At 45.6% G+C, this 15,686-nt stretch carries 17 protein-coding genes; 6 read left to right on the forward strand and 11 right to left on the reverse strand.

The features are described from left to right. Positions 1–26: 26 nt before the first annotated feature. On the reverse strand, positions 27–974 hold the full coding sequence (locus K8U60_RS00085) for an LCP family protein (RefSeq protein WP_223632395.1): 948 nt from the start codon (positions 972–974) through the stop codon (positions 27–29). 376 nt (positions 975–1,350) lie between these two features. Between K8U60_RS00085 and msrA the strand changes: the two genes are divergently transcribed. Together msrA and K8U60_RS00095 are read left to right on the forward strand one after the other, a co-directional pair. Beyond that, positions 1,351–1,881 carry a peptide-methionine (S)-S-oxide reductase MsrA gene (gene msrA / locus K8U60_RS00090; protein WP_223632397.1) on the forward strand — a complete coding sequence of 177 codons (531 nt, stop codon included), beginning with the start codon at positions 1,351–1,353 and terminating at the stop codon, positions 1,879–1,881. An 83-nt stretch (positions 1,882–1,964) separates the two neighbouring features. Further along, positions 1,965–2,276, forward strand: coding sequence for a hypothetical protein (locus K8U60_RS00095; RefSeq protein ID WP_223632399.1), 312 nt, complete (start codon positions 1,965–1,967; stop codon positions 2,274–2,276). Here K8U60_RS00095 and K8U60_RS00100 read toward each other — a convergent pair whose 3' ends face one another. Continuing rightward, complete coding sequence (locus K8U60_RS00100) at positions 2,277–3,449, reverse strand: MFS transporter (protein ID WP_223632401.1); 1,173 nt, start codon at positions 3,447–3,449, stop codon at positions 2,277–2,279. A 156-nt stretch (positions 3,450–3,605) separates the two neighbouring features. On the opposite strand from K8U60_RS00100, the gene K8U60_RS00105 reads away from it, so the two are divergent. Next, entirely contained in the window at positions 3,606–3,839 is a 234-nt protein-coding gene (locus tag K8U60_RS00105) for a hypothetical protein (protein ID WP_223632403.1), read from the forward strand. 107 nt (positions 3,840–3,946) lie between these two features. Further along, the gene (locus K8U60_RS00110) at positions 3,947–5,554 is read left to right on the forward strand and encodes an ABC-F family ATP-binding cassette domain-containing protein (RefSeq protein ID WP_223632405.1); all 1,608 of its coding nucleotides are present in this window, start codon (positions 3,947–3,949) and stop codon (positions 5,552–5,554) included. 135 nt (positions 5,555–5,689) lie between these two features. Here K8U60_RS00110 and K8U60_RS00115 read toward each other — a convergent pair whose 3' ends face one another. The 4 genes from K8U60_RS00115 to K8U60_RS00130 form a co-directional block, all read right to left on the reverse strand. Then, entirely contained in the window at positions 5,690–6,166 is a 477-nt protein-coding gene (locus K8U60_RS00115; RefSeq protein ID WP_223632407.1) for a YkvA family protein, read from the reverse strand. Positions 6,167–6,220: 54 nt separating this feature from the next. Continuing rightward, on the reverse strand, positions 6,221–6,427 hold the full coding sequence (locus K8U60_RS00120) for a cold-shock protein (RefSeq protein ID WP_223632408.1): 207 nt from the start codon (positions 6,425–6,427) through the stop codon (positions 6,221–6,223). Between the two features lie 227 nt (positions 6,428–6,654). Then, entirely contained in the window at positions 6,655–6,855 is a 201-nt protein-coding gene (locus K8U60_RS00125) for a cold-shock protein (protein ID WP_008428384.1), read from the reverse strand. Between the two features lie 184 nt (positions 6,856–7,039). Beyond that, a complete protein-coding gene (locus K8U60_RS00130) occupies positions 7,040–7,336 on the reverse strand; it encodes a DUF1033 family protein (RefSeq protein WP_223632410.1) in 297 nt (98 codons plus the stop codon). 203 nt (positions 7,337–7,539) lie between these two features. Between K8U60_RS00130 and K8U60_RS00135 the strand changes: the two genes are divergently transcribed. Both K8U60_RS00135 and K8U60_RS00140 read left to right on the forward strand, forming a co-directional pair. Next, entirely contained in the window at positions 7,540–8,247 is a 708-nt protein-coding gene (locus tag K8U60_RS00135) for a 5-bromo-4-chloroindolyl phosphate hydrolysis family protein (protein ID WP_223632412.1), read from the forward strand. Beyond that, on the forward strand, positions 8,219–9,400 hold the full coding sequence (locus tag K8U60_RS00140; RefSeq protein WP_223632415.1) for a toxic anion resistance protein: 1,182 nt from the start codon (positions 8,219–8,221) through the stop codon (positions 9,398–9,400). Before K8U60_RS00135 ends, K8U60_RS00140 begins: the two co-directional genes overlap by 29 nt. Before the next feature lie 687 nt (positions 9,401–10,087). Here K8U60_RS00140 and K8U60_RS00145 read toward each other — a convergent pair. From K8U60_RS00145 to odhB, 5 genes are all read right to left on the reverse strand, one after another. Next, a complete protein-coding gene (locus K8U60_RS00145; protein WP_223632418.1) occupies positions 10,088–11,944 on the reverse strand; it encodes a vWA domain-containing protein in 1,857 nt (618 codons plus the stop codon). A gap of 6 nt (positions 11,945–11,950) precedes the next feature. Then, the gene (locus tag K8U60_RS00150) at positions 11,951–12,808 is read right to left on the reverse strand and encodes an ATP-binding protein (protein WP_223632422.1); all 858 of its coding nucleotides are present in this window, start codon (positions 12,806–12,808) and stop codon (positions 11,951–11,953) included. A gap of 89 nt (positions 12,809–12,897) precedes the next feature. After that, positions 12,898–13,095, reverse strand: a complete 198-nt coding sequence (locus K8U60_RS00155) for a DUF6501 family protein (protein ID WP_223632424.1) — start codon at positions 13,093–13,095, stop codon at positions 12,898–12,900. A gap of 636 nt (positions 13,096–13,731) precedes the next feature. After that, a complete protein-coding gene (locus K8U60_RS00160) occupies positions 13,732–14,322 on the reverse strand; it encodes a DedA family protein (RefSeq protein ID WP_223632426.1) in 591 nt (196 codons plus the stop codon). 89 nt (positions 14,323–14,411) lie between these two features. Then, entirely contained in the window at positions 14,412–15,683 is a 1,272-nt protein-coding gene (odhB, locus tag K8U60_RS00165) for a 2-oxoglutarate dehydrogenase complex dihydrolipoyllysine-residue succinyltransferase (RefSeq protein WP_223632428.1), read from the reverse strand. Positions 15,684–15,686: the final 3 nt, after the last annotated feature.

Consider the following 15,686-nt stretch of genomic DNA (forward strand, 5'->3'; position numbering starts at 1 on the left):
TTCATATTATCATAATCACTAATGATTTAGTCTAGGGGTTGTGACAAATATTCACTTAATGCTTGCTTATTTTGCTCCACATCAATATCAAGAACCGACCCCGCATGAGCGTAGTTCCCATAGCTATAGCTGTCTTCAACTGGAAGAGTCAAACGGTCCACTTCCCCGCCTCCGCCGGTTGCCAATTCGGTGGCCAGTTTTACTTGGTCCGTCAATGGCATATCGGTTTGGACATAGCCTTGCAATGCACCTGCCAATTTCGGGAACTTCGGAATAGAAGAAATGCTGACCAGTTCATCTTTCATAGACGCAATCACTTGCTGCTGTCGGCGCACCCGGCCAAAGTCTCCTTCATTATCAGAACGGAACCGAGCATAGCCTAGAAGCTCTTTACCGTTGAGTTTTTGAACGCCTGGCGTCAAAGAGACCCCGATCTTTTCAGACATTGCTTTCTCGACATCAATTTCCACGCCATTTGGTGCAGCAATATCAACCAGGCTTTCAAAACTTGTGAAGTCAATCAAAGCATAATGATGAATCTCCACCCCAAACATGTTCCGAAGCGTATCTGCCAGCAGGTCCACTCCGCCTAAATAGTATGCCGTATTTAATTTATAGGATTGATAACCGGGAATATCGGCATAAATATCCCGCATGAATGAAGTCAATTTAATTTCGTCGTTCACTTTATCATGTGTGACGAGCATCATCGTATCTGTACGGGATTGCTCTTCTCCACGCGAATCGACACCAAGCACCAGGATGTTTTCATAATCTCCGTTTGCTGCGTCTCCATCGAATGTAACAGGTTCTTGCTCTATGCCATCAGCGAGACTTTCACCACTTTTAAATTGCAAGAATGCATAAACACCCACTGCGATGAGTGCAATCAGGAGCAGGAAGACGATGCCGCGCAGCCGTAATCTTCTTTTTCTGCGTCTTTTTCTTTTGAGGGGTTGTAATTCTTCTTCCATGATCAATACACTCCTTTCTAAACTTTTACGTCAATATGACGCTCACCTGTACAATAAGTTTCGGGATTCCTTTTAAATTAACGAGCTAAACCATAATAATGGGCTTTTTCTCCCTTTTATGATGGAATGATTTAAAAGCATGCGAACAAAAGAAAAAGAGTTGCTCGAACTGTGCAGACGCGCCGCTATAAAAGTTTCGCTGTCTACAGAACATTTTAATTGTCGGAAATGCGATCGAGTGGTAAGATTTTTCTTACCTACTATCAGATGGCGGCCTAAAATAACTTTTTCTTCCTATTAACTACCGAGATATAAAAGCGAAAGTTCTCATCTGCCAAGTAAACCATATAGCATCACCGGGAGAGGAGCCATTATCATGACAGAAAAAGCGACATTTGCAGGCGGCTGCTTTTGGTGCATGGTCAAACCGTTTGATCAGTTTGACGGCATTGAGCAGGTTGTTTCAGGTTACAGTGGCGGACTTATAGAAAACCCTACCTACGAACAAGTGAAATCCGGAACCACCGGCCATTTGGAAGTTGTAGAAATTACATTCCAGCCTGATGTTTTTCCATACGAACAATTGCTGGATATCTTTTGGCAGCAAATTGATCCTACAGATGATGAAGGCCAATTTCAAGACAGAGGCCCTTCTTATCGGGCGTCGATTTTCGTCCATAACGAACACCAGCGTGCGATAGCAGAAAAATCCAAGCAGGAATTGGATGCCAGCGGACGTTTCGATAAACCCGTCGTGACGGAAATCCGGGACGCTGTTGCTTTCTACAAAGCAGAGGATTACCACCAGGATTTTTATAAGAAAAATGCCGAACATTATAAAAAAGACCGGGCAGAATCCGGCCGGGATGTATTCCTATCTAATGCCTGGGAAAAAGTTGACGCTTGATGCGTCAGCTTTTTTTACCCTGCATTATAAACAGATTATTCGAACAATTGAACTACCCATTTCCGATTTAGGGAGGCACTCGATTGAAACTTATAGAATCTGTAGATCCTATTGTGATGCAATTGGTGATTGTTCCGATGATTGTCATCGGAATCGGTCTCCTGCTCGCTCTACTCACCAAAAGAGTTTATGTCGGACCCGTCTCAACGATGATCTTAACTTTGAGTTATAATTTTTGGTATTTCACGTCTTTTTATCCAAGCTCTGAGCTTTCTTTCACCATGATTTCCTCGTGGTGCATCATCTTTCCTTTAATCTCGCTTTACCTTTCGTGGATGGTGGTGCTCCAGCCGCATGTCATTAAAGCATTTTTCCTGCCGGAGCCAAAAGAATAGCTACCCCTTTTTATTGAGCAGCAGCGAAAAAATAACCATCAGCACAATAAAGGCTAAAAACAGCAGCAACGTGATATCGTGATTGCCCGTTGCATCGTAGATGATGCCGATTGTCAATGGCATGAAGGCCGAAATGATATAGCCGCCTGACTGCGTCATCGCTGTCCAGCTATTGGCTTCGTCGGCAGAAGTCGTTTCATCGAGCGGCATCAATAAGGCGATGGGGAAAAGCCCACCCAATGCTACACCGATACAAGCGGCCGCTATCCAAATCGCCTCAACATTGCCGAACATCAGCAGGAAGATTCCCACCGTGCCAAAGGCCAATACAATCAATATCCAGGCCAAGCGGCTTGGAAACTTATTGAACATCAACGGAATACTGATATTCCCCACAATTTGAACCGCCGTCATCAGAGTCAACACCCCTCCAGCCGCCAAAACGGTCATGCCTTTTTCAATCGCAATCGGTGCAAGCCAGGTCAGCATCGAAAAGAAAAATGCAGACTGGAAGCCGAAAAACAGCAGCATGTACCAGGCCCGCTTATTTTTCCACGGCGATACTAGCGCAACACCGTCAATGGCTGTTTCCTCAACTTTCACTTCAGCCGGCTGTTTGACACGCACCCAGATGATGATGGCCGCTACAGACAATAGACTCCAACTGGCAATCGCCAGCGGCCAGTCCGCTACGGTGTAAAAAACTCCTGTCAAACCAGCTGACAAAGTCGCCCCTAACCCCATCCCAAACGAATAGACACCGATCAATGCTGCAGTGCGCATCGGAAAATCACGCTTGATCATCGCCGACAGAAGAGGACTGATGATTGCGATGGCCAACCCGATGAAAAAGGCACTCGCAAGCAGAACCGGATAAGTCGGTACAAAACCTCTGATTAATGTAAACAGGCCGATTGCCACAAGCAACATGGCTATCGAGCGCTTCAATCCGAATTTCCGGCCGAACAGAACCGCCAAAGGCGCAAAAAGCCCCATGCAAAAAACAGGAACAGCCGTTAAGAGACTGACCTCACTATTGCTTAAATCCAAATCTGCGCGAATCGGCTCAAGCATCGGGCCGATGGACGAAATGGCCGGACGCAGGTTCAAGGCGACAAACAAAATCGCCAGTACCATCAAGCCAATCGTCGATTTCTTTTGCTGTTCAGCCACGTTTTTTTCCTCCTGATAACTATAGTAAGAATATGAATTCATCGTTTTATTAATCACTCATTCTAAATGATCCTGCCGAACTTCTCGGTACACAACACCAAACTTGTGACTCACCCCTCAATCATTTAAAATAGAGGTGTGAAAGGCGGGTTGCCGATGAAACTCGTGAATTGGAGTTACGCGAAACGCTACAATATAAAAGCGATTTTCGATGAATTCCCCCATGTTGTTGTACTGTTTCGCCAAATCGGCGGTTATTACTTTATCTATTCGATGAAAGGCCTGACGCCGGAACACATTCCCGGCCGTCGCGAGTATGTACGGATGGAGTATTTGCTGAATAAGGAACTTGGCATGTTGGAAGCCTATGTTGAACGGAAAACAAGGTAAAAACAACTTATATTTTTAGTTTATCCGAGACCACGGGCGAATGCTATCGATTTCCGTGGATTTCGTGGTATACTCTTCTTATTGTGAAATTTAGGAGGTACGTATAAATGATAGCTGCAAATGATGTAAGTCTTCGCTTTGGTGACCGCAAACTATTCGAAGATGTAAATATCCAATTTAACCCCGGCAATTGCTACGGATTGATCGGTGCCAATGGTGCCGGCAAATCGACGTTCATCAAAATCCTTTCCGGTGAACTTGAAGCACAATCCGGAAATGTCTATATGGGATCAGGTGAACGCCTGGCTGTACTGAAGCAAAACCATTTTGAATACGAAGAATATGCTGTTCTTGAGACTGTTATTATGGGCCACAAGAAATTATATGAGGTCATGTCCGAGAAGAACGCCATCTATATGAAAGAGGATTTCTCTGATGAAGACGGCATGCGTGCTGCTGAACTTGAAGGCGAATTCGCTGAATTGAACGGCTGGGAAGCTGAATCTGAAGCAGCCATCCTGTTACAGGGTCTTGGCATTACTGAAGACCAGCATGATAAGAAGATGGCTGAACTTTCGGGTTCCGATAAAGTGAAAGTGCTTTTGGCACAAGCTTTATTCGGTAAACCTGATGTTCTATTGCTGGATGAGCCTACCAACCACCTGGACTTGAAAGCAATCCAATGGCTGGAAGAATTCCTGATCAACTTTGACAACACTGTCATCGTCGTGTCGCATGACCGCCACTTCCTGAACAAAGTCTGTACACATATCGCTGACCTTGACTTCGGTAAAATTCAGCTTTATGTCGGAAACTACGACTTCTGGTACGAATCAAGCCAATTGGCTACCCGTTTGGCATCAGATCAGAACTCGAAAAAAGAAGAAAAGATTAAAGAGCTTCAAGCCTTTATCGCCCGCTTCTCCGCCAATGCTTCCAAATCGAAGCAAGCGACTTCACGGAAGAAAATGCTCGATAAAATCGAGCTCGATGATATCCGTCCTTCTTCCCGTAAATATCCGTTCGTCAATTTCACCATCGGCCGCGAAATCGGCAACGATGTGTTGACCGTAAGAGATGTCAGCCAAACCGTTGATGGCAAGAAATTATTGAACAATATCAGCTTTAACCTAAACAAAGACGATAAAATCGTCCTGATCGGTGATCCACTTGCAAAATCTGCTCTTCTGCGTATTCTAGCTGAAGAAGACCAACCGGAATCCGGTTCGGCCCGCTGGGGAGTCACTACTTCACGCGCTTACTTGCCGATCGACAATACCATCTACTTCGAAGGCAGTGAATTGTCACTAGTGGATTGGCTGCGCCAGTACTCACCGGAAGACGAAAGCGAAACATTCCTTCGTGGCTTCCTTGGAAGAATGCTATTCTCCGGCGAAGAAGTGAAAAAGAAACCTTCTGTTTTATCCGGCGGCGAGAAAGTTCGTTGCATGCTTTCCAAAATGATGCTGTCACACGCAAACGTTCTTCTTTTGGATGAGCCTACCAACCACTTGGACCTTGAATCGATCCAAGCGTTGAATAACGGCATGATCGCCTTCAAAGGCGCAATGGTCTTCACTTCCCATGACCATCAGTTTATCCAGACGGTTGCAAACCGCGTGATTGAAATCCGTGAAGACGGAACAATCCTCGACAAGCAATTAACGTACGATGAATACCTGGAGTGGAAAGATACACAAGGTATCACCAACTAAAAAGATTATGATTCAAGCAGCAGCTGCACTCGATTTCCTGAGTCCATCTGCTGCTTTTTCGTATGCCTACTCTTCCAAAAGAACATGGAAAAACCGTGGATCTGCGCAGATCCACGGTTTTTCGACTGACATGCTTTATTTTGTAAAACGTTTCACCAATCGGCCTGCAGGCAATTTGGAAACGTATTTATTTCCTGAATTGGATACTTTTTTGAGGAGCTCCAATAAATCCTCATCTCCAGCCCAATGCTCTGTGATGACTTCTTTCGGGAATTTGTTTAAAACCGTATTGATGACGAATACCGCCACGACGACATCGTCGAGGAATCCACCTGGACCTATCAGAATTTCAGGCAGGAAATCGATCGGCGCGATAAAATACATGATTCCGGCACCGACTGCTGCTTTGCTTTTCGCATCAATCCGGCTATCCAGCATCATTCTGGTCAAAAGATGGAATAAGTCCGGCGCGAACAAGACATAGCCGCTGACGGTTCCAACCACTCCCGGTTTGCTGTCCACCCACTTTTGAACTTTAGTCCGCAATTTCTGATAGAAATCATTTTGTTTTTCTTCACTCGGCATCGGTTTTTTTAGGTATTCATTGTCCATCTGCTATTCCCCCTTAATCTTTCTTTTCAATAACTGATGAATCCATGACGATTTCTAGAATACTAATGTTACATTTGTCGCTACACGGGCTTTGTCGGCAACACCTTCATAGACGGTGAACTTCACCGGCTGACCCGGATTCAGTTTCCGGAAGCCGTCGACATTGATGTTGATTTCTTCAAAGAAGAAGTCTTCCCCGTTGTCGCCTGTAATCATGCCTACCCCTTTATCTTCATCAAATGATTTTACTGTACCTTCCATGATAAAACCTCCCGTGTTCTCTTTATCCAGTCATCTATTTATACCCATCCTGCACTGAATAAAAACCTCATGCGTCCGTTCTGGGCTGCCGTTCCCTTTGAGTACACTGCTCTTTTGGATACGGACTGAAATTAAGAGAAGGCATATGTGAGATGTCGAAATGATTCTGGCGTCCACCTATCTGTTGACAAAAAAAGAACCACTCCCGAAAGAGTGGTCCTGGGTTATTAGACTTTAGTTACGTTAGTTGCTTGAGGTCCACGGTTGCCTTCTTCTACTTCGAATTCAACACGTTGTCCTTCGTCAAGCGTTTTAAAGCCTTCGCCTTGGATTGCTGAGAAGTGTACGAATACATCGTCTCCGCCTTCAACTTCGATGAAGCCAAAGCCTTTTTCTGAGTTAAACCATTTTACTGTTCCTTCTTGCATAATAATTACCTCCTGTGGTAAAAAAATTTTTCAATATGGAATCTTTTCCAATAAAAAATTCACATATTTCCAAAAGTACCATCACGTGCTGATCACTTTTGGAAATATGTGAATAGCTGTAATTGGTGGAGATTTCATGTTGTTAAGATAATTATATCAAATTGACTACAAAAGTCAAATAAATCTAAAAACTTATCTTTGGTTTCCCATCAACTAGCCAAATCAGCCCATGAAATATCTGTAAATCCTCTTCGCATTTTTCGCAATATTCCATTTCTTCCTGGTTCCAGTAGCTGTTGAAGGCTGAATCCCGCTCTTCATGCTCTTCAAATCTGTGGCTGAAATCCGCCTTTAGTTCCCCCAAGTATTCACGGGCGGATTCGGCTGAAGTAAACTCCCGGCGCGAAACTACTTTGTCCTGCCAGTCATCGAACATCCACCACGGTTCATAATCAGCCCTCATATAGATGATTTCATGCATAGCAGCCAGCCTCATTTCTTCCTATTTAGCATTGTGCCAAATCTTTTCCAGCTTGTAAAGAGTTAAGCTCGGTTTCCCAAAGGATTCGAAAGTTTGTATTGACATGCGGTTTCACGTAAAATATAAGGAAGAGAGAGCATTGAAATGAAACTTTTCAGTGCCAAGGACGTATAGAGTAAGTAGCAGTGAAGGAGGTCCTTTGCATGAAGCCCCTAAAGCCGATTGAAAATTTTATCAAAAGGCAATCCGTTAGTCTGCCTCTTATGACAGTGATGTTCCCAGTCCTGTATTTAGGAGCAGAAATCGGATTGATCGCATCAGGAGCTGTGGCAGCCGGAACTTATATCGCCAGCAACAGCACCATAAAACAGGTTCAGATTTCATCTGACTCTAAAAATCTGGGGATGACCCGCAGTGAATTCAAAAACGTACGTAACCAGATAAAAGAAGGCAAAGAAAAAATCAAACAGCTTCAAGGCAATTATTATAAAGTTCGTTCCATTTCATCTTTCAAACAATTGATGGACATGACAAAAATTGCGAATAAGATCATTACCGTAGTTCAACAAAATCCGAGAAAATTCTATTTAGCTGAACCTTTCTTTTATTCCCATTTGGATTCAGCCATTGAATTGACGGAAAAATACACCTTGCTGGTCGGACAGCCTGTCAAAGATCAGGAAATGCGCGTTGCCTTGCAGGATACCCGGGAAATGCTGCTGTCACTCAATAAAGTGATGGAGCAGGACTTGAAGCGCGTTCTATCGAGTGATGTCGAAAAACTGCGCATGGAATTGGATTATGCAAAATTGGCTGTCGATCAGCACAATAACCAGAAATTACTCGTACAGCCAGAACCTGAACATGAGGGAGACGTGGAAGATGACAGAGAAACCATCAACTCGAAGTGAATTGGATGATTTATTGGAATCGCCTTTTGGCGTGCAATTGGAAAAACAGGAACACCCTGTTGCCGAACAGGCGGAGGGCCGCCCTGTCGCCTTGATGGACCGTTTAACAAAAGAAGAACAGGCCAAAGCGCGCGAGCTTGCCAAGCAGATTCCGGTCGGCAATAACGAAGCGATCCTAACCTACGGCGCGAATGCACAAAACCAGTTGAGCCAGTTTTCACACAAAATGCTCGACCATGTCCAGCGCAAAGATATCGGTCCTGTCGGTGACGTGCTTCATGATCTGATGAAAAAGCTGGAAGAGCTCAATCCCGAAGAATTGACGCAAGGAAAGAAATCGGGCATCCGCAAGCTGTTCTCGAAAGCTAAATACTCCGTCCAGGAAATGATGACCAAATACCAGAAGCTCAGCACACAGGTGGACCGCATCAGCATCCAACTGGATCATTCCAAACGCGGGTTGTTGGATGATGTTCAGATGCTCGAGCAACTTTACGACCAGAACAAAACCTATTTCCAAGCATTGAATGTCTATATTGCGGCAGCTGAACTGAAACGGGATGAAATCATGAACGAAACGATCCCGGCTCTCCGCAAAAAAGCGGAGACTTCACAGGATCAGATGGTCTATCAGGAAGTCAACGATATGATGCAATACGTGGATCGATTGGAAAAACGCCTATACGATCTGCAGCTATCCCGTCAAATCACGATTCAAAGTGCACCGCAGATCCGCATGATCCAACAAACTAACCAAACCTTGGCGGAGAAGATCCAGTCATCCATCATGACCTCGATTCCATTGTGGAAAAATCAGATTGCCATCGCTTTGACATTAAACAAGCAGCTGAAAGCCGTAGAAGCACAAAAGCAAGTCACATCAACCACCAATGACCTGCTTCTGAAAAACTCGGAAATGCTGAAGATGAATTCGATCGAAACCGCCCGTGAAAATGAACGCGGCATCGTCGAAATCGATACCTTGAAGAAGACGCAGGAAAACCTGCTCGAAACCATCGAAGAAACACTCAAGATCCAGGCAGAAGGACGAAGAAACCGCAAAGCCGCTGAACTTGAAATTGGCCGCATGGAAGAAGATCTGAAACAACGCCTGCTTGCCATCCACGATGGCAACAACGACAACAATGGATAACAGCAAAATCCCCGGATGCTTACGTGAGCGTCTGGGGATTTTTGTGTGTTTTATTTGTATGGAACGTATTTCAACCGATTCGGAAAGTATTCTGGGAGCAACGGAAAGTATTCCGTCTGTTTCGGAAAGTATTTTACTCTTTTTCGAAAGTAAATCCATATACTGGAAATAAATCTTTAAAGGAATCAACTATATTATGTTGAACTAAAGAATCTAGCTTTTACACAACGCGTCGGACGCTTTGGGTAGAGCAAAGACGATTGCTCCTGCGCAAGCTCGTTGCAAATGAGGTCCCAGGAATGCCTGGTCCCTCATTGGCTCCCGCAAGAAGCCAGGCAAAGAGCGCCAGGCTTCTTGCTTCGCCTAGCCCCTGGACGCGCCGGCGCTAAGAGACATAGTGAATTCGATTTGAGCCACTGTGTTTCCGCTATATTTATAAAAGATATGGAACAAATCAGCGGAGACTCCCAAGGGAGCAGTGCAACGACATACAAGAAATCCACTCGGGCCAAAAGCCCGAGTGGATTTCGGCGCAAGCCCGCAGGAAAGATACGGCCGAAAGGAATTCGGATCGTATCTTTGCGACGAAGCTAGCGCAGCGATGCAGGAGCACAGGGTTTTCAGGAGCTGATTTGTGGAATATCAACAGGCGAAGATCATTAGTTCAACATATATAGTAAAGGAACATCACCCCGCCTGAATGACCAAATGCAAGCTTCTTTTCAAAAGCCGCAAAGTCTGTTCGACAAACTGCTCCAAGGAATCTGCACTGACGGATTTATTGCCGTACATCATCCGGTAAAATGCCGCCTGCTCTTCAGTAATGGAGTCACTGCTCAAGAATAGGTGCAGCACTTCGATTCCCTGCTTTTTCGCTTCCGCTACAGCGTTTGCGGTATCCACCACGCCGTTCTCTGCGTAATTGTAGGCAGAAGGCTCCCCGTCGGAAAAGACCAGTAAAAAGCGGTGTTTTTCGGTCCGGCGCTTCAGGCGATTGTTCATCCAGCGGATTGCAAAACCATCGCGATTGTCCTCATGCGCATCCAGTGACGCAATTTCCTGGGCATGGTCTTTGCCCCTGTCTTCGAACTTATGCATCCACTCGAAATAATTCGGCTGTTCAGCGTCACTCGCTTCGTAGGCATCTTCATAAAACAAGACGATTTCATGCGGAACATTCAAGCCGCGCAGCACATCGTGGAACAACAGGACAGCCTGTTTCGTTTCATCCAATTTATCAAGCATGGAAGCAGAGCCATCGATCAGCAGGCAGAAAACCGCATCCAGTTCTTTGGATGGCGCTGTTTTTCGGTAGAACGGTTTGGGGCGTTCCTCAATCACTAGCGGCATCAGCTTTTTCGACAGCCTCCCCGCATTCAAGTTGCTGCGGACACCTTCCTGCCGCTGCGTCATCCTTTTTTTCAGTTCTTTCAGCAGTGCGCGTACATACGGCGCTTGTTTTTTGCGCCAGCCCTCAATTTCGAGGCGATGGTCGCCTTCTACACGCAATCTGGTTTCGTGATACACCACCTGGTCATTGGCTGAACCGAATCGGCCTTCCGCTTTTTTCGGCTGGCTCTCCATCTGCCGGTCCTCGGCGTCGCTGTCTTCCAGATGCTCTCCGCTTGAATCGCCTTTAGCCGTCTGTTGGACCTCGCCTGCCCCTTCTTCTTCCCTGCCGCCTTCAGCTAGCTGGGAGTCGCCGCGTTCGAGTTCAAACTCCAATGCCGGGGCTTCACTTTCTTCGGTTTCCCGATGCCAGGACTGGAACCATTCTTCAATGGTTTCAATTTCTTCAGGTTCTTCCGCCTCTTCCGCTTCGATCCCTTCATGGTAATGGAATGGCGGCGCTTTGTCAGCGGTTTCGCCAAAAGTGTAATAGCTATGCAGCGCATCCGAACTGAGCAGGAATTCTGCTCGGTCCATGATCCGTTCCACCACTTTTACGGAATCCATCGTCGTTTTCGCATCGAATAATCCTGTCCAAATAAAAGGCAAGGCATTGAAGCGCTCGCCTGCATCCACTTCGATTCCACGCAAGCTTAAATAAGCCGCATTTATCAAAAGATCACTTTTAAAGCCTTTTTTCAAGTTTTGCTGGAATTGATCTTGGTGATATTCCGTATAAACAGCTTCCCGCGTATCAAAAGCCGCAACCGTACCAGGACGTGTTGCCTTGATCTTTTCGGAAAGACGGAACTCCTCAGCGCATAACAGCAATTGTTCCCGAAGGCTCGGCAAAGCTGTATCCGTCTTTTTGAACTGGCGCCATGCAGCCAAATTGAAATCCCGCCAATAGCCTGCAGCCATCAAATAGATATCTGATAGATAGCCGTTTCGCTCAATCCGTTTGGTGCGGTGGCGCCAAAAAACGCTGATGGACATCGCGGATTCGGATGGCCTCAGCTCCACCAATTTACGTGTAGTCACCTTTAAGTAAGACGCATCCGCCAACGCACCGGCAAGCAGCTCCATTTGATGAAGCATCTTCGTATCGATGGTTTCGTTATTGAATTGAATAAACCGATTGACTGATGCCATCATTTTCACCTACTTTTTCCAAGTATGAGCCAGATCCATGAACAGATCGCGTTCACTTTCATCTTCCAATTTCTCGGCAATGGCGTATTGCACGGCGCGCAGCGGATCCATATATTCCGCTAGAGCCGTTGCATCCAGCAGGCTTCGAATTGAAGCAGCTTCTTCCGACAACAAGCCGTTCGTCACTTGCTTCATCAAGTCTTCCGCCAAATTCAGCATAAACGCCTTCAGGTTGCCATCTGCTTCCGGAAATTCGCGATCCCATAGCTCAGCCAATTGCTGACCCGTCAAATAAGGAATTGGATACGCAATAAAGCGGTTTTTTAAAGCTTCATTCATGGGAGCTGTACCGATATATCCTTCATTGATCGCAGAGATCACTCCAAAATCAGGATGTGCCTCAATCACTTCCCCAGTAAAAGGGTTCGTCATCATACGCCGGTGGTCCAACGCGCTGTGGAGAATCGGCAAGGTTTCAGCTTTAGCCATATTGATTTCGTCAATATATAGAAAATGCCCTTTTTTCATGGCGGTTACTACTGGACCTTCGACAAACTCGATGACACTCTGTCCATCGCGCTGCACCAAGGTCTTAAAGCCCAACAAGGCTTCTGCATCCAAATCAACAGAACAGTTGATGCTTTGCATCGGCTGCCCGAACAGTGCAGAAACGCTTTCCGCCAACTTGGTCTTGCCCGCTCCCGTCGGCCCTTTCAACAATACAGGCTTACGCAACACCACTGCAGACAAAATATCCTGCCAGAGATGGTCATCGGGAGCGATATAACCCGGTTTTCCGATCAATTTATTGTAGTCTTCATGTGTCCGTTCTTTACGCTTGGTGATATCCTGCTCAATCAATGACATTCCGTTTCCTCTTTTCCACAGAAAAAACCGATGTAAATCCATCGGCTTTTTGACATTCTTTAAGGCTTTAACAGCCAACTATCCATACATTATTCAAAATAAGTTTTGTAGAATCCACCGATTTTGCCGGTATTGTCCACTACGAAAATGAATTCTTCCGTTTCATTTTTCACTTCGTATTCCTTGCCCACAGTCAGTACATTGGAAACCAAAAATTTGGCTGCATCTGTGTGCTTGCAGGTCACCGTTTTGATCGTTTCTCTCTGGAGCCATTCGTTGTGAATCATCGTCCTCATCCTTTTCAATCTGTCTATACCTTCAGTATAAGGAAAAAGCAGGCCAATTTCAAACTGGCTCTGCTTTAATCGATTTCATAGGTTATAATTTGCGAAATCTTTTACTGAATAAGCTATATTAGTTGAACTAAAGAAACTAGCTTTTACTCTACGCTTCGGAAGCTTTAAGTCGAGCAAGACGATTGCTCCTGCGCAAGCTCTTCGCTAAGAGATATAGTGAATTCAAAGCAAGCCTATGTGTTTCTATAAGATATGGAGCAAAACAGCGAAGACTCCTGCGGCTCAGCGATTCGGCCGATACACCGCAGGGAATAAGGCGGGCAAAAGGAATTTGCCTACCGTATTTGCGACGAAGCTAGCGCAGCGATGCAGGAGCACCGGTTTTTCGCAGCGGACGAGGAGGATTGGGCGGGAGCTCTTGGCAGCTGGCACTGCGACGTCCTGTCGCGCCAGCTGCATAACCCGCATCCTGCGGGCCCGAAAGCGCAGCTGTTTTGCGGAGTATCGGCTAAAACAAATCATTAGTTCGATTTATATAGAGTTCAATGTTTCGCAAAACATCTACCTCCAGACCCACTGTATGTGGATCATGCAAGTCGATTAACTTTACTATATTCTCAAAACCTCTCACTTCTTCGCAAACTTTGTACTGTAGAGGTAACGGATCACCACGATACAAATGACAAGGATTGACAGCAAGATCAAAAAGCCCTGCAGATGTTCAAGGATAGTTTGGTATGCATAGGGAAACGTCCGACCGACATTAAAGTAGATGAACATCCAGACAAATCCCGCTGTATAGGCGAACATCATGTAGCGCATGAACGGAAAGCGGTTGGCACCGACAACATACGGCATCGCCCAACGGATTCCAGGCAGGAAAAAACTGAAAGCAATCGCCCATTCTCCACGCTTTTCCAGAAAGGCATTGAATCGGCTGATCGGCCCTTTCAGACGTGTCCTGTTCAACCGGTTCAACAGCCGATGCCCGAGGCTGCGCCCAATAAAGTAAGCGAATGTGTTGCTGGTGATCAGACCTAGATAAGCTGAAAGAAACGCATAAACCGGCTTAAAATAGCTGATTTCCGTCAATACTCCTGAAAAGGCTGCGGCGACTTCATTGGGAATCGGCAGGCCAAAAAGCAGCAGCCAATTAAATACAAACATACTGAAATAACCATATTCCTTTACTAAGTCAATTAAAAACGAGATATCCATGGACTTCTACCGCCTTTAGGCTGTTCTTTCCTTAATGATGACAAAAAAAAGATAGTCCTGCAATGCAGGACTATCGGGTAGATCGATTATTAAGATTCCAGCAATAGATCTTCTGGGTTCTCGATCATATCTTTAACCATTTTCAGGAAACCAACAGAATCGCTTCCGTCAATTACGCGGTGGTCATAAGATAGAGCTACGTACATCATCGGACGGATTTGAACTTCGTCTCCGATTGCAACAGGGCGTTTCTGGATCGTGTGCATTCCAAGAATACCAACCTGTGTACCGTTCAAGATTGGTGTAGACATCAATGAACCAAATACCCCACCGTTAGTGATTGTGAATGAACCACCTGTCATATCAGCAATTGAAAGTTTCTTATCGCGGGCTTTAGTTGCAAGTTCGCCAATAGACGCTTCAATTTCTGCAAAGTTCTTTTTATCCGTGTCGCGAACGATCGGTACAACAAGTCCTTCTTCAGTTGAAACGGCAATACCTACATCATAGAACTGTTTTAGAAGGACATCTGTCCCGTCCAATTCAGCGTTGACATATGGGTATTTTTTCAGAGCTGCTGTAACAGCTTTCGTGAAGAATGACATAAAGCCTAGTTTTACATCATTGTTTTTAAGGAATTGGTCTTTTTTGCGGCTGCGTAAAGCCATAACATTCGTCATGTCGATTTCATTGAATGTCGTCAACATTGCAGTTGATTGTCTAACTTCAAGAAGACGTTTTGCAATCGTTTGACGGCGTCTTGACATTTTTTCGCGGACAATGCGGCCATTTTCTTCATCAGAAGAAGGAGCTGCGGCTTTTTGTGCTTTTGGTGCTTCCGCTTTTGCAGCCGGTGCACTTGCAGCCGGTTTCGATCCGTGAGCTTCAACGTCCTGGACGCGTACACGGCCCATTGGATCAACTGGAGCAATAGCTGCCAGGTCGATTCCTTTTTCGCGTGCCAATTTACGTGCTGCAGGGCTTGCAATTGTCCGGTCAGAAGAAGATTGCTCTTCAGCTGCTGGATCTTCAGCTACAGGCTCTTGTGTAGCAGGAGCTTCTGTTTTAGCCGGCTCATCGGATTTTTGTGGAGCTTCTTCAGCTTTAGGTGCAGCTGCTTCGCCAGAACCTTCGCCCACGATTGCGATAACTTGTCCGACTTCAACTGTATCGCCTTCTTGTGCTAAATGTTCCTGAACAACTCCAGCTTCTTCGGAAATGACTTCAACGTTGACTTTATCTGTTTCCAGTTCAACGATGAATTCGCCTTTCTCAACTGTTTCGCCCGGCTGTTTAAGCCATTGAGCGATTGTTCCTTCTGTAATCGATTCTGCTAGTTCTGGTACTTTGATCTCTGCCACAAA

The sequence above is a fragment of the Planococcus circulans genome (assembly GCF_020023385.1).
Lineage (GTDB): Bacteria > Bacillota > Bacilli > Bacillales_A > Planococcaceae > Planococcus.